The organism is Bradyrhizobium sp. 76 (genome assembly GCF_023073025.1).
Lineage (GTDB): Bacteria > Pseudomonadota > Alphaproteobacteria > Rhizobiales > Xanthobacteraceae > Bradyrhizobium.
This window is the reverse complement of record NZ_JADPIS010000109.1, coordinates 453643-474885: the sequence shown is the minus strand read 5'-3', so window position 1 is coordinate 474885 and position 21243 is coordinate 453643. Positions and strand designations below refer to the sequence as shown.

The window sequence follows — 21243 nt, the reverse complement described above, 5'->3', positions numbered from 1 at the left end:
TCAATCACCAACAAGAACAAGCAGAGCACGAGGAAACACCATGTCCGATTTCAAACAGCTCAGCCGCTCCGTGAAGGGCTTGACCGTTCTCGTCACCGGCGCGGCCAGCGGCATGGGACGCGCAACGGCCCGCGTGTTCGCCACCGAGGGCGCCAACGTCGCCGTCACCGATTATGACGAGCAGGGCGCGCTGGCCGTGGCGAAGGAGATCGCGGCAAGCGGCGGAGCCGCGAAAGCCTGGAAGCTCGACGTGGCCGACGGCGATGAGATCAGGCGCGTGGTCGGCGATGTCGCGACGCATTTCGGCGGGCTCGACATCATCGTCAACAATGCCGGCATCTCCGTGCGCGTCGCGATCGACGACGAGGCCTATGAGGACGCCTGGGCCAGGGGTATCGCGGTGATGCTGACGGCGCATCCGCGCATCATCCGCGCCGCGCTGCCTCACTTGCGCAAGTCGAAGAGCCCGCGCATCGTCAACATCGCCTCGACCGAGGCGCTCGGCGCCACCGCTTTGCACAGCCCCTATTCGGCGGCGAAGGGCGGCGTCGCCAGCCTCACCCGCTCGCTCGCGGTGGAGCTCGGCCGCGAAGGCATCACCGTCAACTGCATCTGCCCGGGGCCGGTCCGCACCGCCATCACCGACAGGATCTCGGAAGAGCACAAGACCATCTACGCCAAGCGCCGCACTGCACTGGGCCGCTACGGCGACCCCGAAGAGGTCGCGCACATGACGCTGAGCCTGTGCCTGCCGGCAGCGTCCTTCCTCACCGGCGCGGTGATCCCCGTCGACGGCGGCCTGATGGCGCGCAACGCGTGAGCGGCACCAAAGGTGCGTAGCCTGGATGGAGCGCAGCGCACTCCGGGGTTCTCACCTCGCGGGAAGACTTCCCGGATTACGCTGCGCTCCATCCGGGCTACGGGCAGCTATGCGCGCCTAGCGTTGACATCGCTTGTTACGGGAGTAACTTTTTCACCGACAGAGCGGACCAACCGCTCGCGGTTCGCGGGAGAAACGTCATGACGATCGCCATCCGGCAGCTTCACAAACATTTTGTCGGCGAGGTTTCCGGCCTCGACCTGCGGCAACCTCTCACCGAGGCCGAGGCGCGCGAGATCGAAGCCGCCATGGACAAATATGCGGTGCTGGTGTTCCACGACCAGGACATCACCGACGAACAGCAGATGGCTTTCGCGTTGAATTTCGGCCAGCGCGAGGACGCGCGCGGCGGCACCGTCACGAAGGAAAAAGACTACCGCCTCCAATCGGGCCTGAACGACGTCTCCAATCTCGGCAAGGACGGCAAGCCGCTGGCAAAGGACAGCCGCGCGCATCTGTTCAACCTCGGCAACTGCCTGTGGCATTCCGACAGCTCGTTCCGCCCCATCCCGGCAAAATTCTCGCTGCTGTCGGCCCGCGTGCTCAACCCGAAGGGCGGCAACACAGAATTCGCCGACATGCGCGCGGCCTATGACGCGCTCGACGACGAGACCAAGGCGGAGATCGAAGATCTCGTCTGCGAGCACTCGCTGATGTATTCGCGGGGATCGCTCGGCTTCACCGAATACACCGATAACGAGAAGCAGATGTTCAAGCCGGTGCTGCAACGTCTCGTGCGCACCCATCCCGTGCATCGCCGCAAGTCGCTCTATCTCTCATCGCATGCCGGCAAGATCGTCGGCATGAGCGTCCCCGAGGGTCGGCTGCTGCTGCGCGATCTCAACGAGCACGCAACCCAGAGCGAGTTCGTCTACGTCCACAAATGGACGCTGCATGACCTCGTGATGTGGGACAACCGCCAGACCATGCACCGCGTCCGCCGCTACGACCAGTCGCAGCCCCGCGACATGCGCCGCGCGACGGTCGCAGGCACGGAGCCGACGGTCCAGCAGCAGGCGGCGGAGTAGGCGTTACTCAGCAATCGGTGTCATCGCCCGGCTTGACCGGGCGATCCAGTACTCCGAGACAGTTGTGATAGAACCGATGCGCCGCGGCGTACTGGATGCCCCGCCTTCGCGGGGCATGACAGCGAGGCGCTAGGCGTGCCCGGCCTCGTTCGAGAGCATGCCGGGATCGATGCCGATCTTGCGCAGTGCGCGCCCGTATTTTTCGTCGACGTCATCGCCGAAGATCAAATCCGAATCCGCGTCGCAATGCAGCCAGCCGTTGCTCTGGATTTCGGTCTCGAGCTGGCCGGGCGCCCAGCCGGCATAACCGAGCGCGAGGATGGCGTGCTTGGGGCCGGAGCCGTTGGCGATGGCGCGCAGGATGTCGACGGTCGCGGTGAGGCAGACGCCGTCGTCGATCCGGAGCGTCGCGTTCTCGATGTAGAAATCGCTGGAATGCAGCACGAAGCCGCGGCCGGTATCGACCGGACCGCCGCGCAGCACCTTCATGCTTTCGGCATTCTCCGGCAGCTTGATGTGCTCGCCCTTGTTGATGATGCCGAGCTGCTGCAACAGCTCGGGGAAGTCGATGCTGCCGGCCGGGTGGTTGACGATGATGCCCATCGCGCCTTCGGCGGAGTGGGCGCAGAGATAAATCACCGAGCGCTCGAAGCGCTCGTCGCCCATCACGGGCATGGCGATCAACAGCTGGCCGTCGAGGTAGCCCGCCGAGCTCGGGAGCGCGGGGGCTGACTTGCGGGTGCTTTCGCCCGTCCTCTTGCCTGTGGGAGCCATCGGTGAAGCACTCCGGTTTCAATTCCTATCCTGATGTCGGGCCGGGCCGCTGTCAAATCAAGGCTTGCAGGGCCTTGATTCAAGTGCATCCATCACAAGCAATTCAATGGTTTGCCGCGGGGTGACCCTGTAAAGACGTACCATGCTGACAAGAGTTCCCCGGCGTGCGGCGATTGGCGTCGCGACAACCCTGCTCGCGTCGTCGCTGGCGCTTGCGGCCCATGCCGACGATGCATCGCCGTGGCAGCGCGATGGACATTCCGCGGTGCGGTTGCTGGCGGGATCGCGCAGCGGCGCCGTCCTGCTCGGCGGTATTGCCTTCCAGATCCAGCCCGGCTGGAAAACCTATTGGCGCATGCCGGGCGATTCCGGCGTTCCGCCGCGCTTCGATTTCTCGAAATCCGACAATGTCGAGGCGGTGACGGTGATGTGGCCGGCCCCGCAGAAATTCGACGACGGCGCGGGCGGCCATTCGATCGGCTATCACGACCAGATCGTGCTGCCCCTGCGCATCATCGCCAAGGCGGCCGACAAGCCGGTGACGTTGCGCGCCGAGATCAATTATGCGGTGTGCGAAAAGCTTTGCATTCCGGTCGAGGCCCGCGCCGAGCTTGGCTTCAACAGCGTCGCCTCGACCGAGGACGCCAATTTGCGTGCAGCGCTCGACACCGTGCCCAAGCCTGCCACGATCGGCGATCCCAACCCGCTCACCATCCGGGACGTCAAGCGCGACGGGCCCAAGAATGTGGTGGTGGACGTCGTCGTGCCGGATGCGCGCAACGTCAATCTCTATGTGGAAGGTCCGACGCCCGATTGGGCGTTGCCGATCCCGGCGCCGGTCGAGCCCAGCCCACCGGGCGTGAAGCGATTTTCTTTCGAACTCGACGGACTGCCGCCGGGCGCCAAGCCCGACGGCGCAGCGCTGAAGTTCACGCTGGTCGGACCGGAGAAGTCGTACGAGTTCAATACCAATTTGGATTAGTTGTCGTCCCGGCGCAGGCGGGGACCCATTACCCCAGGGATTAGTTTGGCGAAGACTCCTTCTTTGGAACTGCTACCCAATTCCTCCTGACAGATCACGCGGTATGGGTCCTGGCATTCGCCAGGACGACATCCTTGATCCAACCGAATCTTAACGAATGGTTGCTAAGCCCCAGGGCTCCTGCGGCAAGTCTGCCGCAGCACTCGTGCGCGCCTCGGGGACCCTTCGATTTGGCCGTGATGGATGCAGAACCCGCAACGACCGGACCTGCCGGCCTCATCGCGCGGCTGCGCGAAAAATTGACGGGCGGGTCGAGCGAGGCATCGCTGACGCGGCGGCTGGCCGGCACCATCTTCGTCATCCGCGTGATCAGCGCGGGCCTTGCATATTTCTCTCAGGTTCTGCTCGCGCGCTGGATGGGGACGTCGGACTACGGCGTCTATGTCTATGTCTGGACCTGGGTGCTGCTGCTCGGCAGCATGATGGACTTCGGCATCTCGGCCTCCGCGCAAAAGATCATTCCGGAATACCGCGCCCGAGGCGAGCATGCGCTGCTGCGCGGCTTTCTCTCGGGCAGCCGCTGGCTCACCTTTGCGGTGTCCGCACTGGTGTCGCTCGGCCTCGCCGGTATCGTCAAATTGCTGTCACCCTGGATCGATCCGGCCGAGGTGCTGCCGCTCTATATCGGCTGCATGACGCTGCCCGCTTTCGTCGTCGCCAACACCCAGGACGGCATCGCGCGCTCGCATGACTGGATGCAGCTTGGCCTGATGCCGCAATTCATCATCCGCCAGGCACTGATCATCGGCATCACGGCCTGCGCTTTCCTGCTCGGCTATCATCTCGGCGCGGTCGCCGCGATGGTCGCGAGTGCCGGCGCGGTGTGGATCGCGATGACCGGGCAGATGGTGGCGCTAAACCGCAAGCTCGCCGATCACATCGAGCCCGGTCCCAAGGCCTACGACGTCGGCGGCTGGCTCGCCGTGTCGCTGCCGATCCTGCTGGTCGAAAGCTTCTATTTGCTGCTGTCCTACACCGACGTGCTGGTGCTTCAGCAGTTCCGTCCCTCCGACGAGGTCGGCGTCTATTTCGCCGTGGTGAAGACGCTCGCGCTGGTCTCCTTCATCCACTACGCGATGTCGGCGACGACCGCGCATCGCTTCGCCGAATACAATGCAAGCGGCGACAAGGCGCGGCTGTCGGCTTACGTGGCGCATGCCATCAACTGGACGTTCTGGCCGTCGCTTGCGGCGACCATCGTGCTGCTCGCGCTCGGCAAGCCGCTGCTCTGGCTGTTCGGGCCGCAATTCGTGGTCGGCTACGACATCATGTTCGTCGCCGCCATCGGGCTCGTGGTCCGATCCGCGATCGGCCCGGTCGAACGGCTGCTCAACATGCTCGGCCAGCAGAAGATCTGCGCGCTGGCCTATGCGCTGGCCTTTGCGATGAACCTGGTGCTCTGCATCGCGCTGGTGCCGCGCTTCGGCGGCCATGGTGCTGCGGCCGCGACCTCGATCTCGCTCAGTTTCGAGACGGTGCTGCTGTTCTGGATCGTGCGACAGCGGCTCGGGCTGCACGTGCTGGCGTTCGGGAAATAGCCGTCGGCTCACGGCGATTGGAAAGCCAACCGCCGCCTGATATAGTCGGATCCATGGCCGCAAGCGATCTACGAAACCTTCTGGAACGTGCCCAGACTTGGCCTGAAGAGGCCCAGAACGAGCTGGTCGCCATTGCCAGCGAAATCGAGAGTGAGCTGCTCGGCGGCGAGTATCTTGCGACGCAAGAGGAATTGCGGAGCATCGATGCGGCCTTGGCGTCCATAGATCGCGGCGAAGTCGCTACGGATGCCGAGGTTGCGGAGGCCTTCGCGAAATTTGCGCGCGGATGAAGGTCGTCTGGACGCGAGAGGCGCTTGCTGATCTCGCGGACATCGCGACCTATTATGCCAGCAACGCCAGCCCTGTGGTCGCCGAAGCTGTCGGCCGGAGATTTGTTGACGTCGTGGAGCGCGTCCTTCGCGCGCCTTTCTCGGCGCCACGCGTTGCGCACCGTTCCGAGGTTCGTGTCGCAGCGGTCGTCCGCTACCCATTCCGGATATTTTACCGTGTCCGTGGCGACGTAATCCATATCGTCCACATCCGCCACACGTCCCGGCGACCGGTCGCGGGGCTGAATGAGCCCGGTAGGCAATATGCCTAGAGCGTTATCGGTTCTGATTGATCAGAACCGAAGCTCTGGATTCTTGTTTGACGTCTAACCGAATGTCCGTTTTGCAAGAGAGCGATGAATTGGAGAAAACACCTCCACTTCGGCCCCCTGCAGGAGTATTTTTCTTATTCGCTCCAATCGGTTGCGCTGCAGGGAAAGTTTATTCTACGTCATATTGCCCAACTGACGAGATAAACCTAAGATTCCCTGGACATGATCGATCCACTCTACGTCGCCTCCGGGTTCGGCGTCGGCCTGCTGGTCGGGATGACCGGCGTCGGCGGCGGTTCGTTGATGACGCCGCTGCTGATCCTGCTGTTCGGGATTCATCCATCGACCGCGGTCGGCACCGACCTGCTCTATGCCGCCGCCACCAAAACCGGCGGCAGCTTGGTGCATGGCTGGTCGCGCAGCGTGCACTGGCCGGCGGTGCTGCGGCTCGCCTGCGGCAGCCTTCCGGCGAGCGCGCTGACGCTGCTCGTGCTGTGGAAGCTCGACCTCAAGAGCGATTCCGAGCGCAATCTCGTCAACCTCGTGCTCTGCTTCGCGCTGCTGCTGACCGCGACCTCGCTGATCTTCCGCAGATCGATCATGGAGCGCTATCGCCGGCGCCTGGAGCAGGTCGATGACCGCACCACCGCGATCGCAACCGTCGTCACCGGAATCGTGCTCGGCGTGCTGGTCTCGATTTCATCGGTCGGCGCCGGCGCGGTCGGCGTCACCGTTCTGCTGCTGCTCTATCCGCGCCTGCCGGTGGCGACCATCGTCGGCTCCGACATCGCCCATGCCGTCCCGCTGACGCTGATCGCCGGAATGGGGCACTGGGCGCTTGGCGACGTGGATTGGGCGCTGATGGGCGTGCTGCTGTTGGGCTCGCTGCCCGGCATCGTCGTCGGCAGCTTTAGCGCGACGCGCGTGCCCGAGACGGTGCTGCGCCTGACACTTGCCAGCGTGCTGTTCGTGGTCGCCGGCAAGATCATGTTCGCGGAGTTGCACCTGTCCTCGGCATTCGAGACGGCGCTGGCCTGGACGCACTGAACGAAAATGGCGGAGCTCGGCTCCGCCATTTGCCAGCCGTCGCGCTCTACTCCGCGGTCCAGCCGCCGTCGATCGACAGGTTGGTGCCGGTGATCTGCGCGGCATCGTCGCCGCACAGGAACAGCGCGAGGGCTGCGACCTGCTCGGAGGTGACGAACTCCTTGGTCGGCTGCGCATCGAGCAGCACGTCGTTGATGACCTGGTCGCGCGTGAGATTGCGGGCCTTCATGGTGTCGGGGATCTGCTTCTCCACCAGCGGCGTCCAGACATAGCCGGGGCTGATGCAGTTGCAGGTGATCTTGCTGGTCGCGACCTCGAGCGCCACGGTCTTGGTCAGGCCGGCGATGCCGTGCTTGGCCGACACATAGGCCGACTTGAAGGGCGAAGCGACCAGCGAGTGCGCGGAAGCGGTATTGATGATGCGGCCCCAGCCCTTCTTCTTCATGCCGGGGACGGCTGCGCGAATGGCATGGAACGCCGAGGACAGGTTGATCGCGATGATCTGATCCCATTTCTCCGGCGGGAATTCCTCGATGGGCGAGACGAACTGGATGCCGGCATTGTTGACGAGGATGTCGACCGAACCAAAGCTCTTCTCGCCGAGCGCGATCATCCCGGCGATCTCGGCCGGCTTGGTCATGTCGGCGGACGAATAGACTGCCTTCACGCCGAAATCGGACTCGATCTTGGCGCGCTCCTTCTCGATGTCCTCCGGCGAGCCGAACCCGTTGATGACGACGTTGGCGCCGGCGGCGGCGAAAGCGCGCGCATAGGCAAGCCCGATGCCGCTGGTCGACCCGGTCACAACGGCGTTCTTGCCTGACAAACTACCCATATTACTCGCTCCTTTTTGGCGGGGGCGCAGTGACGTCCCCCGTGAGATCGTAGGTCACCATGGTCTCGCCGGATTGCGGCCGCTCGAGCCAGTCCTTGTGGCGCATCGACAGATGCACGTCACGCACGCCGGCTTCCCAATGCTCGACCATCGCGACATGCGAGAAATCGTAATCCTTGGACGAGGATTCGTAATTCTTGCTGCGGTAGATCAGGTGCACCACAGTCACAGTGCTTTCGCGCGATACCTTGGCAAGGAATTCCACGGAAGGGTCGTTCTTGAGATAATCGGGCAATTTGGAAATCAGGTCGCGCACGGCCCTGCGGGCGTTGTGCACCTGCTTGTTCTTGTCAGTGTTCATCCGCGTGCGGCTGGAGAAGCGGATGTCCTTCTCGCGCTCGGTCGCCTCGAGCAGCGAGGTCGGCAGATCGCCGCGCGCGCTGAACAGGTCGATCTGGAAGATCAGGAGATCGCGGTCGGTCTCGGCGTCCAGCACGTAGTCGAGCGGCGTATTGGAGGCGATGCCGCCGTCCCAATAATGCTCGCCCTCGATGACGATGGACGGAAACCCGGGCGGTAGCGCGCCGGAGGCCATGATGTGCTCGGGGCCGATTTTCTTGCCGAGCTTCCTGAACTCGAAATTGTCGAAATATTTGAAGTTGCCCGAGGTGACGCCGACCGCGCCGACCGACAGCCGCGTCTTCAGATCGTTGATGCGGTCGAAATCGACCAGTCGCTCCAGCGTCTTCTTCAGCGGTGCGGTGTCGTAATAGCTCTCGGCCTGCGGGCTGCCGGGCGGCCAGAGCGGCGCGGGCGGGATGCGCGGCGTGAAGAAGCCTGGCACGCCGAAGGTCGCGATCAATGCGGCGCTGGTCGAGTTGAACAGTTCGCGGCTGTGATCGCTCTTGCCGATCGGCTTCCACGGCACCGGCGCGGAGACCATCTCCCAGAATTCCTTGAGCCGCTTGACGCGCGTCTGCCCTTCGTTGCCGGCGATGATCGCGGCGTTGACCGCGCCGATCGAGATGCCGGCGACCCAGTCCGGCTCGAAGCCGGCATGGCAGAGCGACTGATAGGCGCCGGCCTGATAGGAGCCGAGCGCGCCGCCGCCCTGGAGGACCAGGACACGTTGCGCGTTCGCGGGGATTGTTGCGACTTCTGGACTATGATCGGTCATGCGGGAACAGTAGCAGATGGCGAGCGACCGTGGCGACAGTCTGCCGCGGCGTCAATGCATCCCGGGATCAAGTCTGGCTTATCGGGAGTCCGTCGAGGCCAGGATCATGGTCCAGAACACCTTGTATTTGGTGCCGGGAGCATAGCCCGCCGCGATGCCTAATTTTGTGACACCGCTCTTGAGCATGTTGGCGCGGTGGGGGGGCGAGTCGCGCCAACCCGAAAACGCTTCCGCCAGCGTGTGATAGCCAGCCGAGACGTTCTCTACTGCAACGGTCGCCGGATAGCCGCCGGCGCTGAGGCGCTTGGCCAGCGGCGCGCGGACGTCATGGTCCATCTTGTTGGCCGCTGCCATGGCCTGAGACTGGGATTCGGCGAGCCGCATCAATTCGGGGTCGATCACGACGGTCCCGAGCCCGTTGTTCTGGCGGTATTGCGAAATCATGATCGCTGCCGCCTGCGCATCGAGCTTTGCGCCCGGGACAGCCATATCGGCATACATCGAGGGTTGCTGGACCGGTGCTTCGTTGCCGGCGCAGCCGGCGAGCAGCAAAGTGATGAGTATTGCGGCCGCGGCGCGCATGAACAGGAGCCCCCAAAATCAGGGGGCCGTTGTTGCATACCAACCGTGGCTGAAAGGTGAATATTGAGGAAAAATTGACCCTTTGATCCCGCTCAGGTGCCCGCAAATATCCGGTAGCGGCGGGGCTCCAGGCCGATCGTGTCGCCGGCGCGCAGTTCCCTGTCGCGGGGAGCGTCGATCTCGATGGTCTCGCCGCCAGCGAGTGCCACCTCGGCCCGCTGTACGGGACCGAAATTCCGGACATGCCGCACGGCGCCCTCGAAGGCCCCGCTGCCGGGCGGGCCGACCAGCATGTCGTGTCGCCGCACGAACAGTATTGACGCGCCAGGCGCAAGCCCATCTGCCGCGAGCTGAAGCGGCCGGTCGCCGAGCGTGATGAGACCGTCGGCGATCAGCACCGGAAGCTCGATGGATTCGCCGATGAAGCTGTGGACGAAGGCGGTCGCGGGGCTCTCATAGACGTCATCGGGCGAGCCGATCTGCTCGATCTTGCCCTTGTCCATCACCACCACGCGGTTGGCGACTTCGAGTGCCTCCTCCTGGTCATGGGTGACGAAGATCGAGGTGACGTTGATCTCATGGTGCAGCGAACGCAACCATTTGCGCAGCTCCTTGCGCACCTTGGCGTCGAGCGCGCCGAAGGGTTCGTCGAGCAGCAGGATGCGCGGCTCGATCGCGAGCGCGCGGGCCAGCGCGATGCGCTGGCGCTGGCCGCCGGAGAGCTGGCTCGGATAACGGTCGGCGAGCCAGTCGAGCTGCACGAGATCGAGCAGCTCCTTGACGCGCGCGCGGATGGTCGCTTCGTCCTTGCGGATCGCGCGCGGCTGCACGCGCAGCCCGAAGGCGACGTTCTCGAACACCGTCATGTGGCGGAACAGCGCGTAGTGCTGGAACACGAATCCGACGTGCCGCTCGCGCGCCCCCTGCGCCAGCGCATCCTCGCCGTTGAAAGACACCTCACCGGAATCGGGCCAGTCGAGGCCGGCGATGATGCGCAGCAGCGTTGTTTTGCCCGAGCCGGAAGGACCGAGCAGCGCCAGCAGCTCGCCGTCATTGACCTTGAGGTCGACGCCGTCGAGGGCTTTGAAGCTGCCGAACTTCTTGACGAGATTCCTGACTTCAATGCTCACTTGCGTCATGTCCTTCGTCGAGATGATTTTCCAGAACGGTCTTGGCGATCAGCGTGATCAGCGCCAGCATCGCCAGCAGCGAGGCGATCGCGAACGCCGCGACGAACTGGTATTCGTTGTAGAGAATCTCGACCAGCAGCGGCATCGTGTTGGTCTCGCCGCGGATATGGCCGGAGACCACAGAGACCGCGCCAAACTCGCCCATCGCGCGCGCGTTGCAGAGCAGGACGCCGTAGAGCACGCCCCATTTGATGTTGGGCAGCGTGACGCGGAAGAAGGTCTGCAGGCCCGAGGCGCCGAGCGAGATCGCGGCCTCCTCCTCTTGCGTGCCCTGCTCCTGCATCAGCGGGATCAACGCACGCGCCACGAAGGGGAAGGTCACGAAGGTGGTCGCAAGCGCGATGCCGGGCACCGCGAACAGGATCTGGATATCATGATCGCGCAGCCAGCCGCCGAAATAGCCCTGCGCGCCGAACAGCAGCACGAAGACGAGGCCCGAGATGACGGGGCTGACCGAGAATGGCAAATCGATCAGCGTGATCAGGAAGGTCTTGCCCGAGAATTCGAATTTTGAAATCGCCCAGGCCGCGACCAGGCCGAAGACAAGATTGAGGCCGACGGAAATTGCCGCAACCAACAGCGTCAACTTGATTGCGGACAGCGCCTCCGGGTCGGCCAGCGCGGCGAAATAGGCGAGGACTCCCTTCGAGAAAGCCTGCGCGAACACCACGACCAGCGGCAGCACGACGAAGACAGAGAGAAAGGTCATCGCCAGCGCGATGATGACGATGCGGACCGCGCGCGGTTCGGTGCGCAGGTTGTTCCGCGCGGCCGCCGCATGCGCGCGTGCCTTGGCGTCGGGAGCCGAGAGCGGAACCGAATCTGCGATCTGCATCGTCATGATCCGCCCTCAGCGTGCCGGGATCCGGCTCTGCGCCCAGCGCTGGAGCCGGTTGACGGCGAAGATGATGACGAAAGACACGACCAGCATGACCACCGCGATGGCGGTCGCGTCGGCATAGCGGAATTCGGAGAGGCGGATCACGATCAGCAGCGGCGCGATCTCGGAGACGTTGGGCAGATTGCCGGCGATGAAGATCACCGAGCCGTATTCGCCGACGGCGCGTGCGAAGGCGAGCGCCAGCCCCGTGAGCAGCGCCGGGCCGAGCGAGGGCAGGATCACGCGGATGATGGTCTGCCAGCGGCTCGCGCCAAGACTTCCGGCGGCCTCCTCGATCTCAGGGTCGAGGTCCTGGAGCACCGGCTGCACGGTGCGCACCACGAAGGGGATACCGATGAAGATCATGGCGACGAAGATGCCGACCGGTGTGAACGCCACCTTGATGCCGGCCGCCGCAAGCGGCGCGCCGAGCCAGCCCTTCTCGGCGAACAACGCGGTCAGCGCGACGCCGGCGACCGCCGTCGGCAGCGCAAAGGGCACGTCGACGATGGCGTCGAACAGCCGCCTTCCCGGGAAGCGGTAACGCACCAGCGCCCAGACGATGATGCTGCCCATCACGAGATTGACGCAGGCGGCCGCAAAGGCGAGTCCAAAGGATACGCGCAACGCATTCAGGGTGCGGCGGCTGGAGAGGATGTTCCAGAACTGCTCGGGGCTCAGCTCAAGCGATTTCAGAAACAGGCCCGCGAGCGGAATCAGGATGATGATCGACAGCCAGGACAGCGTCAGCCCCATGGTGAGACCGAAGCCCGGCAACGTCCGGCGTCGTGCTGCGATTGCGCTCACCAGGCCCCCTGTTTAAGCCCCGCCGACAGCGCCCGATCAGTTCTTGTAGATCTGATCGAAGACGCCGCCGTCGGCAAAATGTTCCTTCTGCGCCTTGGTCCAGCCGCCGAAAAGTTCGTCGATCGTGAACAGCTCGACCTTCGCGAAGGAGTTTTCGTGTTTTTTGGCGATCTCGGGATCGCGCGGACGATAGAAGTTGCGCGCCGCGATTTCCTGACCTTCCTTGGTATACCAATATTGCAGGTAGGCGTCGGCGGCGTTACGGGTGCCTTTTTTATCGGCAACCTTGTCGACGATCGTCACCGGCGGTTCCGCCAGGATCGAGAGCGGCGGCGCCACGATCTCGAATTTTTCCGGACCGAATTCCTTGAGCGCCAGGTACGCCTCGTTCTCCCAGGCGAGCAGCACGTCGCCGACGCCGCGCTCGACGAAGGTCACGGTCGCGCCGCGCGCGCCGGTGTCGAGCACCGGCACCTGCTGATAGAGCTTTCCGATGAAATCCTTGGCTTTGTCCGCCGAGCCGTATTTCTTCTGCGCAAAGCCCCAGGCCGCCAGATAATTCCAGCGCGCGCCGCCTGACGTCTTCGGGTTCGGCGTGATCACGGCGACGCCCGGCTTGAGCAGATCGTCCCAGTCCTTGATGCCCTTCGGATTGCCCTTGCGGACCAGAAACACGATGGTCGAGGTATAGGGCGACGAGTTTTGCGGCAACCGCTTCTGCCAATCAGCCGTCGCGAGGCCTTTGCTGGCGATGGCGTCGATGTCGTAGGCGAGCGCAAGCGTCACCACGTCCGCCTGCAATCCGTCGATCACGGCGCGCGCCTGCGAACCGCTGCCGCCGTGCGACTGCTTGATCTCGACGCTCTTGCCGGTTTCCTTCTGATAGGCTGCCGCGAACGCCTTGTTGAACTCGACATAGAGCTCACGCGTCGGATCGTACGACACATTCAGCAGATTGATGTCAGCGGCCAGAGCCGAGCTTGCCAACAAGCCTGTCACGAGCAGTCCTGCAGCGAGCGGAACGATACGGCGCATCATGTCCATCTCCATTCACATCAATGACGTCGGCGCCATCGATGGCAGGCATAACTCGGGTCGAAACGCGCTTAAGTCAACGGAACCGGATTTTCTTGTTCGTAGCAGGGCAGCGTGACCATGCTACGAAGTCTTCATCGTGTGGATGCCGCATTCCGTCTTGGCCCGGCCGCGCCAGCGACCGGCACGCTCATCCTCGCCTTCGGCCGTTCTGCTCGTGCAAGGCATACACCCAACCGACAGGAATCCGGACGCAACCAGAGGATGACGCGGCAATTTGGCACGGGCGAAGATCGCTTCGAGTTCCTCGCGCGAAACATTGGCGAAGGGATTGAACTTCAACCGTGCACCGTCGTCCTCGACCACTGGAATGCCGGCGCGCGCGCTGCCCTGGAAGCGCTTGCGGCCGTTGAGCCACGCATCGAACGGCTTCAGCGCCCGCGCCAACGGCTCGACCTTGCGAATACGGCAGCAGGCGTCGGGATCGGAGAACCAGAGGTCGCGGTCGGGATCCTCGCGCGACAGCGTCTCCTCGGCGGGCTTGATCGAGCGGACGTCCGTCAGGCCCAGCGTCGCGATCAGCGTGTCGCGATAGGCCAGCGTCTCCTCGAACAGCCAGCCGGTGTCGAGGAAGATCACCGGGATCGCCGGATCGACATCGGCCATGACCTTCAGCAGCGTCGCCGATTCCGTGCCGAAGGACGACACCAGCGCGAGCTTGTCGCGACCGACCGTCTTCAACGCAGCGGCGATGATTTCGGCGGGCGAGGCATCGCGCAAGGCGCGATCGAGCTCCTCCGCCGAGGGCAGCGCCGAGACGGAGATTGACGACACCGGAGAGGCGATTGCGTTCACGTGCCGACACCCTCGGAATGACGCAGTTGCATGCGCCGGTGCAGCGCCGTGATCCGGCCGTCACCGGTGGGCTGGTAGAATACCGAGTAGCGCTTCGCGGTCTGCATGAAGGCTTCCGCGTCGGCCTGCTTCTTGACGTCGAAGGAATCGAAGCCCGCGCGCAGCATGAACACGAACTGGTCCCGCAGGATCTGGCCCGTCGCACGCAATTCGCCGCGGTAATTGTAGCGCTCGCGCAGTAGCCGCGCCTGGCTGTAGGCGCGTCCGTCGCGGAAGGTCGGGAACACCAGCGCGACGACGGCGATCTTGCCGAGATAGGGCACCAGCTCGGCGATGTCGCGATTGTTCGGCCAGATCACGCCGACCTTGCCGTTCCGCTTGAGCAACGTATCCGCCTCGCCCACGAAGCGTTCGGCCGGCACCAGGATGTCGCCGCCCTCGGGCAGCGGCGTGTCGACGGCGAGCTTGACGAAGCTGTCGTCGGCGATCTTTCCGCCGTTAACGAGTGGCATAAACGCGCTCCTTGAAGGGTTCGACGCCGAGGCGCTTTACGGTGTCCATGAACAGCTCTTCGGGCCGCTCTCGCAGCGCTAGATAGGCTTCCACGATGTCCTCGACGACGTCGGCGACCTCGTCGAACTTGACGCCGGGACCGATCAGATTGCCGAGCGCGGCGCTCTCGTCGGCGCGGCCGCCGATGGTGATCTGGTAGACTTCCTCGCCGTTCTTTTCGACGCCGAGGATGCCGATGTGACCGACATGGTGATGGCCGCAGGCGTTGATGCAGCCGGAGATGTTGATGTGCAACCGGCCGATCAAATTGGCCAGCTCGTGATTGGCGAAGCGCCGCGTCAGCTCCTGCGCGATCGGGATTGAGCGCGCATTGGCCAGCGAGCAATAGTCGAGACCCGGGCAGGCGATGATGTCGGTGATCAGGTTGACGTTCGGCGTCGCCAAGCCGAGCTTGTCGAGCGCCTTCCACAGCGCCGGCAGGTCGCGCTTGGCAACGTGCGGCAAAGCGAGGTTCTGCTCGTGGCCGACGCGGATCTCCCCGAAGGAATATCTGTCGGCGAGATCGGCGAGCGCATCCATTTGCTCGGCGGTGGCATCGCCCGGAGGCGCGCCGATCGGCTTCAGCGAGATCGTGACGATGGAATAGCCCTGGACTTTGTGCGGAGCCACCGAGTTCTTGCGCCACGCCTCGAAATCCGGATCGGCCGCGGCCTGGCGCAGCTCATCTGGCATGTGCGGCAGCTTCTCGTAGGCGGGATAAGTAAAGCGCGAGCGGATGTCCTCGACCACCTCGTCGTCGATCTGGAGCGAGGAGTTGCGGATGTGCTGCCACTCCTCCTCGACCTCGCGCGAGAACTTCTCGATGCCGAGCTCGTGCACCAGGATCTTGATGCGCGCCTTGTAGATGTTATCGCGGCGGCCGTACTGGTTGTAAACGCGCAGGATCGCCTCGATATAGCTGAGAATGTCGCGGCCATGCACGAAGTGCTTGATGGTCTTGCCGATGAACGGCGTGCGCCCAAGCCCGCCGCCGACCAGAACCTCGAAGCCGGTCTCGCCCTTCTCGTTCTTGATCAGCTTCAGCCCGATGTCGTGGATCTTGATCGCGGCGCGGTCGTGGTCCGACGCGGTGATCGCGATCTTGAACTTGCGCGGCAGGAACGAGAATTCCGGATGCAGCGTGGTGTGCTGGCGGATCAGCTCCGACCAGATGCGGGGATCCTCGATCTCGCCGGGCGCGACGCCGGCCCACTGGTCCGAGGTGACGTTGCGCATGTTGTTGCCGGAGGTCTGCATCGCATGGATGCCGACCTCGGCGAGATCGGCCAGCGCATCCGGCAGCTCGGCGAGCTTGATCCAGTTGAACTGGATGTTCTGCCGCGTCGTGAAATGGCCGTAGCCGCGGTCGTATTTGCGCGCGACGTGGGCGAGCGCCCGCAACTGGTTGGACGCCAGCGTCCCGTAGGGGATCGCGACGCGGAACATGTAGGCGTGCAGTTGCAGATAGACGCCGTTCTGCAGCCGCAGGATCTTGAACTCGTCCTCGGTGAGCTCGCCGGACAGGCGGCGCTTCACCTGGTCGCGGAATTCCGAGACGCGCTCGTTGACGAGCGTGCGGTCGATTTCGTCGTAAGCGTACATGAGAGAATGCCTTAAACCTGGACCGGCTGTCCGATGGTCACGCCGGTGCGGCGGATCTGTTCGCGCAGATTGCCGGGTTCGACCTTGCCGTCGGCGTCGACCTGTACCGGGGCGATATAGGGACCGATCGCGCCCACGTCATCGGCCACGGACTCCGCAAGCAACGCTTTCGCCTCGTCGGAGTTGCGCACGATCGCAGCTTCCGAGAGGTCGGCAGACCAGCCCTTGGCGGCGGTGCGGTACACCACGATGCCGTCCCAGGTGCGATTGGCGGTCACGACCGAGGGGCCGGCGATTTTGATCTTTTTCTGTTCAAGCGGGGAGGTCATTCGGCTGCATCCAATAGGTCAGAGATGATTTGCTTTGGGGTTTGGCGGCGAAGCGATCCGGCATGCCGGACCACATCGCCGATGATGAGAATGGCAGGCCCGCCATTGGTCCGTCGCACCAGCTCAGGCAGGTCGCGCAGCGTGCCGATCGCGCCTTGCGCATCGGGGCGCGTGACGCGGGCGAACACGCCGACCGGCGTCTCCGGCGAACGGCCGGCGGCAAACAGCCCAGCGCGTATAGCGGGCGCAGCCGTCATGCCCATGTAGACCACGACGGTCATCCTGGCGTCGGTCAGCGTCGACCAGTCCACGACTTCCGCGTCGCGCGCCTTATGCGCGGTGAGGAAGGTGATGCGGGTTGCTTCGTGACGGTAGGTCAGCGGCACCTCGAAATCGGCGGCACCGCCGAGGCCTGCGGTAATGCCGGGAATGATCGAATAGGCAACGCCGGCAGCACGCAGCGCTTCGACTTCTTCGCCGCCACGGCCGAACACGAAGGGATCGCCGCCCTTCAGCCGCACCACACGCTGGCCGGATTGCGCGGCCTCGATCATGCGCTTGTTGATGGCGTCCTGCCCGATGCCGGGCTTGCCGACGCGGCGGCCGACGGGCACACGCGTCGTGTCACGGCGGATGCGATCGAGAATTTCAGGCGAGACCAGCTCGTCGTGGAAGACGATATCGGCATCCTGGAGCGCGCGCAGCGCCTTGATGGTGAGCAAATCCGGATCACCTGGACCGGCGCCGACCAGCGCGACTGATCCTTCCGGCTTGTCGGCCCGCGCGAAAGCGGATGGATCGGAAATCGCCTTGAGCGCTGCGTCCGCGTCGCCTTTGCGGCCGGCCAGAATGGCAGCGCCAATCGGGCCGTCGATGACGCGCTCCCAGAAGCGGCGGCGCAGCGGAAACTCGGCAATACGTTCGTTGATGGATTTACGGAAGCCGCCGATGAACTCGGCGAGTTCGCCGATGCGCGCCGGCAGCAGCGCCTCGATCTTCTCGCGCACGCGCCGCGCCACCACCGGCGACGTGCCGCCGGTGCCGACGGCGACCACGACATCGCCGCGATCGACGATCGCCGGAAAGATGAAGCTAGAATGCTCGAGATCGTCCATGACGTTGACGGGCAGGCCGAGCGCCTTGGCGCGGGCCGACATCGCCACGCCGACATCGCCTGCGCCGGCGCAAACGACGGCGATGATTCCCGAGAGATCGGCGGTCAAAGGATCGGCCGCCGCAATGTCGATACGCGCTGCGTCCTCGGAGCTCAGACCCAGGTCCTGATTGCCGTCGATCGCATGCACGCGAATGCGCGCACCGGCCGCAGTGAGCACGCGCAGCTTGGCGCGCAAAAGCTCACCCGCACCGATGAGGACCACCGGACCGGCGTTGAGATCGAGGAACACGGGCAAGAACCGCATACGATACTCGCTTCCCCCACATGCGGGGTTGACTGGAATTATTTTCTATATATGTGTCGTTTCGAGCGCGCAAAGAGAAAATTTTTTCTTCTCCCTTGCACCGCAACTATAGAATTTTCGCCTCCAAACGCAAAGTGGCAGAGATGCATCTTCTCAAGGACAATTCCACTGCTGGCGGGCTGAGCAGCCCCGCTCTCGCCGAGCGCGTGCCCGCGCAAGAATTTTCTGCCGACCTGGCACCGAGCATGGACCATCTCGACCAGCTCGAGGCCCAGAGCATCTACATCTTCCGCGAGGCTTTTGCCCGTTTGAAGAAGATCGCCCTGCTGTGGTCGCTCGGCAAGGACTCCAACGTCATGATCTGGCTGGCGCGCAAGGCGTTCTTCGGCCGTCTGCCGTTCCCGGCCCTCCATGTCGACACCGGCAAGAAGTTTCCGGAGATGTATCGCTTTCGCGATCACTACGGCAAGGAATGGGATCTCGATCTGCGCGTCGAGCCCTGCCCGCCGATTGATGCCGTCGACCCAACGCTGCCGCCCGCCGCCCGTTCCGCCGCGCGCAAGACCGAGGGCCTCAAGATGGCGCTCGGCAAATACGGTTTCGACGGCCTGATCGCCGGCATTCGCCGCGACGAGGAGGCGACGCGCGCCAAGGAGCGCGTGTTCTCTCCGCGCGGCCTGGAGGGCAATTGGGACGTGCGCGACCAGCCGCCGGAGTTCTGGGATCATTTCAATGCGTCGCCGCCGCAAGGCGCGCATTTGCGCATCCATCCGATCCTGCATTGGACCGAGTCCGATATCTGGGCCTACACCAAGCGCGAGAACATCCCGATCATCCCGCTGTATCTGTCGCAAAACGGCAAGCGCTATCGCTCGCTGGGTGATCAGGACATCACCAATCCGGTCGCCTCAAACGCGTCGAACATCGACGAGATCCTGATCGAGCTCGAGCAGACCAAGGTGCCGGAACGTTCCGGCCGTGCGCTCGACCACGAGACCGAGGATGCTTTCGAGCGCCTGCGCGTCGCCGGCTATCTCTGATCAAGGACGCGAGCGTCGTATGAACATGATCGTCACCCCCGCATCGCCTGCGACCCCGAACGGCACCACGCGTCCGCAGGTCCGCATCGTCATCGTCGGCCATGTTGACCACGGCAAGTCGACGCTGGTCGGCCGCCTCTTGCACGAGACTGGCAGCCTGCCCGACGGCAAGCTCGCCATGCTCAAGGCCGTCAGCGCGCGGCGCGGCATGCCGTTCGAATGGTCGTTCCTGCTCGACGCGCTCCAGACCGAGCGCGACCAGGGCATTACTATCGACACGACGCAGATCCGCTTCCGCACCAATTCGCGCGACATCGTGCTGATCGACGCACCCGGCCACGCCGAATTCCTGCGCAACATGATCACCGGCGCCTCACAGGCCGACGGCGCGGTGCTGATCATCGACGCGCTCGAAGGCGTGCGCGATCAGACAAGGCGGCACGGCTATCTTCTGCATCTGCTCGGCGTGAAGCAGGTCGCGGTCGTCGTCAACAAGATGGACCGCGTCGACTTCTCCGCCGAGCGCTTCAAGGATATCAGCGACGAGATCTCGGCGCATCTGCAAGGCCTCGGTGTGAAGCCCACGGCCGTGATCCCGATTTCCGCCCGCGACGGCGACGGCGTCGCCGAGCGCACCGACCGCATCGGCTGGTACAAGGGTCCGACCGTGGTCGAGGCGCTTGATGGACTCGAGCCGGCGCGGCCGCTCGAAGCGCTGGCGCTGCGCCTGCCGGTGCAGGCGATCTACAAATTCGACGATCGCCGCATCGTTGCGGGCCGGATCGAATCCGGCAACCTGGTCGCCGGCGACGAAATCGTGATCATGCCCGCCGGCAAGATCGCCAGGATCAAGACGGTCGAGAGCTGGCCGGTGACGCCGGTCGCGGGCCGACAGGGTGCGGGCCGCTCGGTCGGCATCACGCTCGACCGCGAGCTGTTCCTCGAACGCGGCGATATCATCGCGCATACGAACAGCGCGCCGCGCGAGACCCGGCGGCTGCGCGCGCGGATCTTCTGGCTGCACGACAAGCCGCTGGCCAAGGGCGACCAGCTCCTGGTTCGCTGCGGACCGAAGGAAAGCCGCGCCACCGTCGTCGCAATCGAGAAGGCGGTCGATCCGGGCGAGCTGTCGGGCGTCGAGAACAAGGCGATCGGGCGCAACCATGTCGGCGAGATCGACATTTCCCTTTCGAATCCGATTGCCACCGATCCCTACACGGAGAATCCGCGCACCGGCCGTCTCGTGATCGAGGTGTCCGGGCGCATCGCCGGCGGCGGTCTCGTGCTGTCGGTCGACGCCGGCCAGCGCGCTGTGCCCGTCGACATCGTGCCGGTGGAATCCGCGCTGCGGCCCGACGAACGCTCCGCGCGCTATCGTCACAACGGCGCCGTGGTCTGGCTCACCGGCTTGCCCGCCTCCGGCAAGTCGACTCTCGCAAAAGCGCTGGAGCGGCGGCTGTTCAGCAATGGCGGCTCGCCGATCCTGCTCGACGGCGATACGCTACGCGCCGGGCTCAACAGCGATCTCGGCTTCTCGACCGCCGATCGCAGCGAGAACATCCGGCGTCTCGCTGAAGTCGCCACGCATCTCGCTCGCAACGGCCACATCGCCATTGTCGCCGCCGTCTCGCCCGCCCGCGAGGACCGCGCCACCGCGCGCCGCATCGCCGACACTTCGTTCCGCGAGATCCACGTCGCGACGCCTGCGGAAATTTGCGAGGAGCGCGACCCCAAGGGCCACTACAAGAAGGCCCGCGCCGGCACGCTCGCGTCGTTCACCGGCATCCTCAACGACTACGAGACGCCGCAAGCCGCTGAGCTCGTGATCGACACGTCGACGCGGACGGTCGCCGAGGCGGCGGACGAGATCGAACAGATGCTCAAGACAACCGGCGTGCTGTTCGACGAACTCGTGGACCTCGCCGCGAATATTTGAAGCCGGGCTGCTGCCCCGCTGTCGTCGCCCGGCTTGACCGGGCGACCCAGTATTCCACCGACTGCAGTGATTCAGCCCAGAGGCCTCGGCGA

22 protein-coding genes are annotated in these 21243 nt (G+C 64.3%); 9 read left to right on the top strand and 13 right to left on the bottom strand.

Annotated features, from left to right (window positions below):
- Positions 1–40 precede the first annotated feature (40 nt).
- Together IVB48_RS31940 and IVB48_RS31935 are read left to right on the top strand one after the other, a co-directional pair.
- Positions 41–820 carry an SDR family NAD(P)-dependent oxidoreductase gene (locus IVB48_RS31940; RefSeq protein ID WP_027570246.1) on the top strand — a complete coding sequence of 260 codons (780 nt, stop codon included), beginning with the start codon at positions 41–43 and terminating at the stop codon, positions 818–820.
- A 200-nt stretch (positions 821–1020) separates the two neighbouring features.
- The gene (locus IVB48_RS31935; protein ID WP_247406317.1) at positions 1021–1908 is read left to right on the top strand and encodes a TauD/TfdA family dioxygenase; all 888 of its coding nucleotides are present in this window, start codon (positions 1021–1023) and stop codon (positions 1906–1908) included.
- Positions 1909–2037: 129 nt separating this feature from the next.
- On the opposite strand, the gene IVB48_RS31930 is transcribed toward IVB48_RS31935, so the two are convergent.
- Positions 2038–2682, bottom strand: a complete 645-nt coding sequence (locus IVB48_RS31930) for a YqgE/AlgH family protein (protein WP_007605477.1) — start codon at positions 2680–2682, stop codon at positions 2038–2040.
- Between the two features lie 142 nt (positions 2683–2824).
- On the opposite strand from IVB48_RS31930, the gene IVB48_RS31925 reads away from it, so the two are divergent.
- The 5 genes from IVB48_RS31925 to IVB48_RS31905 all read left to right on the top strand — a co-directional run bounded on the left by IVB48_RS31925 (position 2825) and on the right by IVB48_RS31905 (position 6910).
- Positions 2825–3664 (top strand): protein-disulfide reductase DsbD domain-containing protein, encoded by an 840-nt coding sequence (locus IVB48_RS31925; RefSeq protein WP_247406314.1) that lies wholly within the window; start codon positions 2825–2827, stop codon positions 3662–3664.
- Between the two features lie 230 nt (positions 3665–3894).
- Positions 3895–5262: a flippase gene (locus IVB48_RS31920; protein ID WP_247406311.1), complete on the top strand. Its 1368-nt coding sequence runs from the start codon at positions 3895–3897 to the stop codon at positions 5260–5262.
- 53 nt (positions 5263–5315) lie between these two features.
- On the top strand, positions 5316–5552 hold the full coding sequence (locus tag IVB48_RS31915) for a hypothetical protein (RefSeq protein WP_106941873.1): 237 nt from the start codon (positions 5316–5318) through the stop codon (positions 5550–5552).
- A complete protein-coding gene (locus tag IVB48_RS31910) occupies positions 5549–5863 on the top strand; it encodes a type II toxin-antitoxin system RelE/ParE family toxin (RefSeq protein WP_247406308.1) in 315 nt (104 codons plus the stop codon). The genes IVB48_RS31915 and IVB48_RS31910 overlap by 4 nt, the downstream gene beginning before the upstream one ends.
- 222 nt (positions 5864–6085) lie before the next feature.
- On the top strand, positions 6086–6910 hold the full coding sequence (locus tag IVB48_RS31905; protein WP_247283758.1) for a sulfite exporter TauE/SafE family protein: 825 nt from the start codon (positions 6086–6088) through the stop codon (positions 6908–6910).
- Positions 6911–6956: 46 nt separating this feature from the next.
- Here the strand turns inward: IVB48_RS31905 and IVB48_RS31900 are convergent, their stop codons facing one another.
- The 12 genes from IVB48_RS31900 to cysG all read right to left on the bottom strand — a co-directional run bounded on the left by IVB48_RS31900 (position 6957) and on the right by cysG (position 18175).
- Entirely contained in the window at positions 6957–7745 is a 789-nt protein-coding gene (locus IVB48_RS31900) for a 3-hydroxybutyrate dehydrogenase (protein WP_247406306.1), read from the bottom strand.
- Position 7746: 1 nt separating this feature from the next.
- On the bottom strand, positions 7747–8922 hold the full coding sequence (locus IVB48_RS31895; protein WP_027570240.1) for a patatin-like phospholipase family protein: 1176 nt from the start codon (positions 8920–8922) through the stop codon (positions 7747–7749).
- Positions 8923–9000: 78 nt separating this feature from the next.
- On the bottom strand, positions 9001–9504 hold the full coding sequence (locus IVB48_RS31890; protein WP_247283753.1) for a CAP domain-containing protein: 504 nt from the start codon (positions 9502–9504) through the stop codon (positions 9001–9003).
- A 92-nt stretch (positions 9505–9596) separates the two neighbouring features.
- A complete protein-coding gene (locus IVB48_RS31885; protein ID WP_247406304.1) occupies positions 9597–10634 on the bottom strand; it encodes a sulfate ABC transporter ATP-binding protein in 1038 nt (345 codons plus the stop codon).
- A complete protein-coding gene (cysW, locus tag IVB48_RS31880) occupies positions 10624–11535 on the bottom strand; it encodes a sulfate ABC transporter permease subunit CysW (RefSeq protein WP_247406302.1) in 912 nt (303 codons plus the stop codon). Before cysW ends, IVB48_RS31885 begins: the two co-directional genes overlap by 11 nt.
- Positions 11536–11544: 9 nt before the next feature.
- Positions 11545–12381 (bottom strand): sulfate ABC transporter permease subunit CysT, encoded by an 837-nt coding sequence (cysT, locus tag IVB48_RS31875; protein WP_081747971.1) that lies wholly within the window; start codon positions 12379–12381, stop codon positions 11545–11547.
- Positions 12382–12417: 36 nt separating this feature from the next.
- Positions 12418–13419 carry a sulfate ABC transporter substrate-binding protein gene (locus IVB48_RS31870; protein ID WP_247283740.1) on the bottom strand — a complete coding sequence of 334 codons (1002 nt, stop codon included), beginning with the start codon at positions 13417–13419 and terminating at the stop codon, positions 12418–12420.
- A 120-nt stretch (positions 13420–13539) separates the two neighbouring features.
- Entirely contained in the window at positions 13540–14271 is a 732-nt protein-coding gene (locus IVB48_RS31865; protein WP_247406300.1) for a phosphoadenylyl-sulfate reductase, read from the bottom strand.
- Positions 14268–14783: a DUF934 domain-containing protein gene (locus IVB48_RS31860; RefSeq protein ID WP_247283721.1), complete on the bottom strand. Its 516-nt coding sequence runs from the start codon at positions 14781–14783 to the stop codon at positions 14268–14270. Before IVB48_RS31860 ends, IVB48_RS31865 begins: the two co-directional genes overlap by 4 nt.
- Positions 14770–16425, bottom strand: coding sequence for a nitrite/sulfite reductase (locus tag IVB48_RS31855; protein ID WP_063994693.1), 1656 nt, complete (start codon positions 16423–16425; stop codon positions 14770–14772). The genes IVB48_RS31860 and IVB48_RS31855 overlap by 14 nt, the downstream gene beginning before the upstream one ends.
- 11 nt (positions 16426–16436) lie before the next feature.
- Positions 16437–16754, bottom strand: coding sequence for a DUF2849 domain-containing protein (locus IVB48_RS31850; protein WP_247283709.1), 318 nt, complete (start codon positions 16752–16754; stop codon positions 16437–16439).
- A complete protein-coding gene (gene cysG / locus IVB48_RS31845) occupies positions 16751–18175 on the bottom strand; it encodes a siroheme synthase CysG (RefSeq protein WP_247283707.1) in 1425 nt (474 codons plus the stop codon). The genes IVB48_RS31850 and cysG overlap by 4 nt, the downstream gene beginning before the upstream one ends.
- A 245-nt stretch (positions 18176–18420) precedes the next feature.
- On the opposite strand from cysG, the gene cysD reads away from it, so the two are divergent.
- Positions 18421–19215, top strand: coding sequence for a sulfate adenylyltransferase subunit CysD (gene cysD / locus IVB48_RS31840; protein ID WP_027570229.1), 795 nt, complete (start codon positions 18421–18423; stop codon positions 19213–19215).
- 19 nt (positions 19216–19234) lie between these two features.
- Entirely contained in the window at positions 19235–21151 is a 1917-nt protein-coding gene (gene cysC / locus IVB48_RS31835; RefSeq protein WP_247406298.1) for an adenylyl-sulfate kinase, read from the top strand.
- Positions 21152–21243 lie beyond the last annotated feature (92 nt).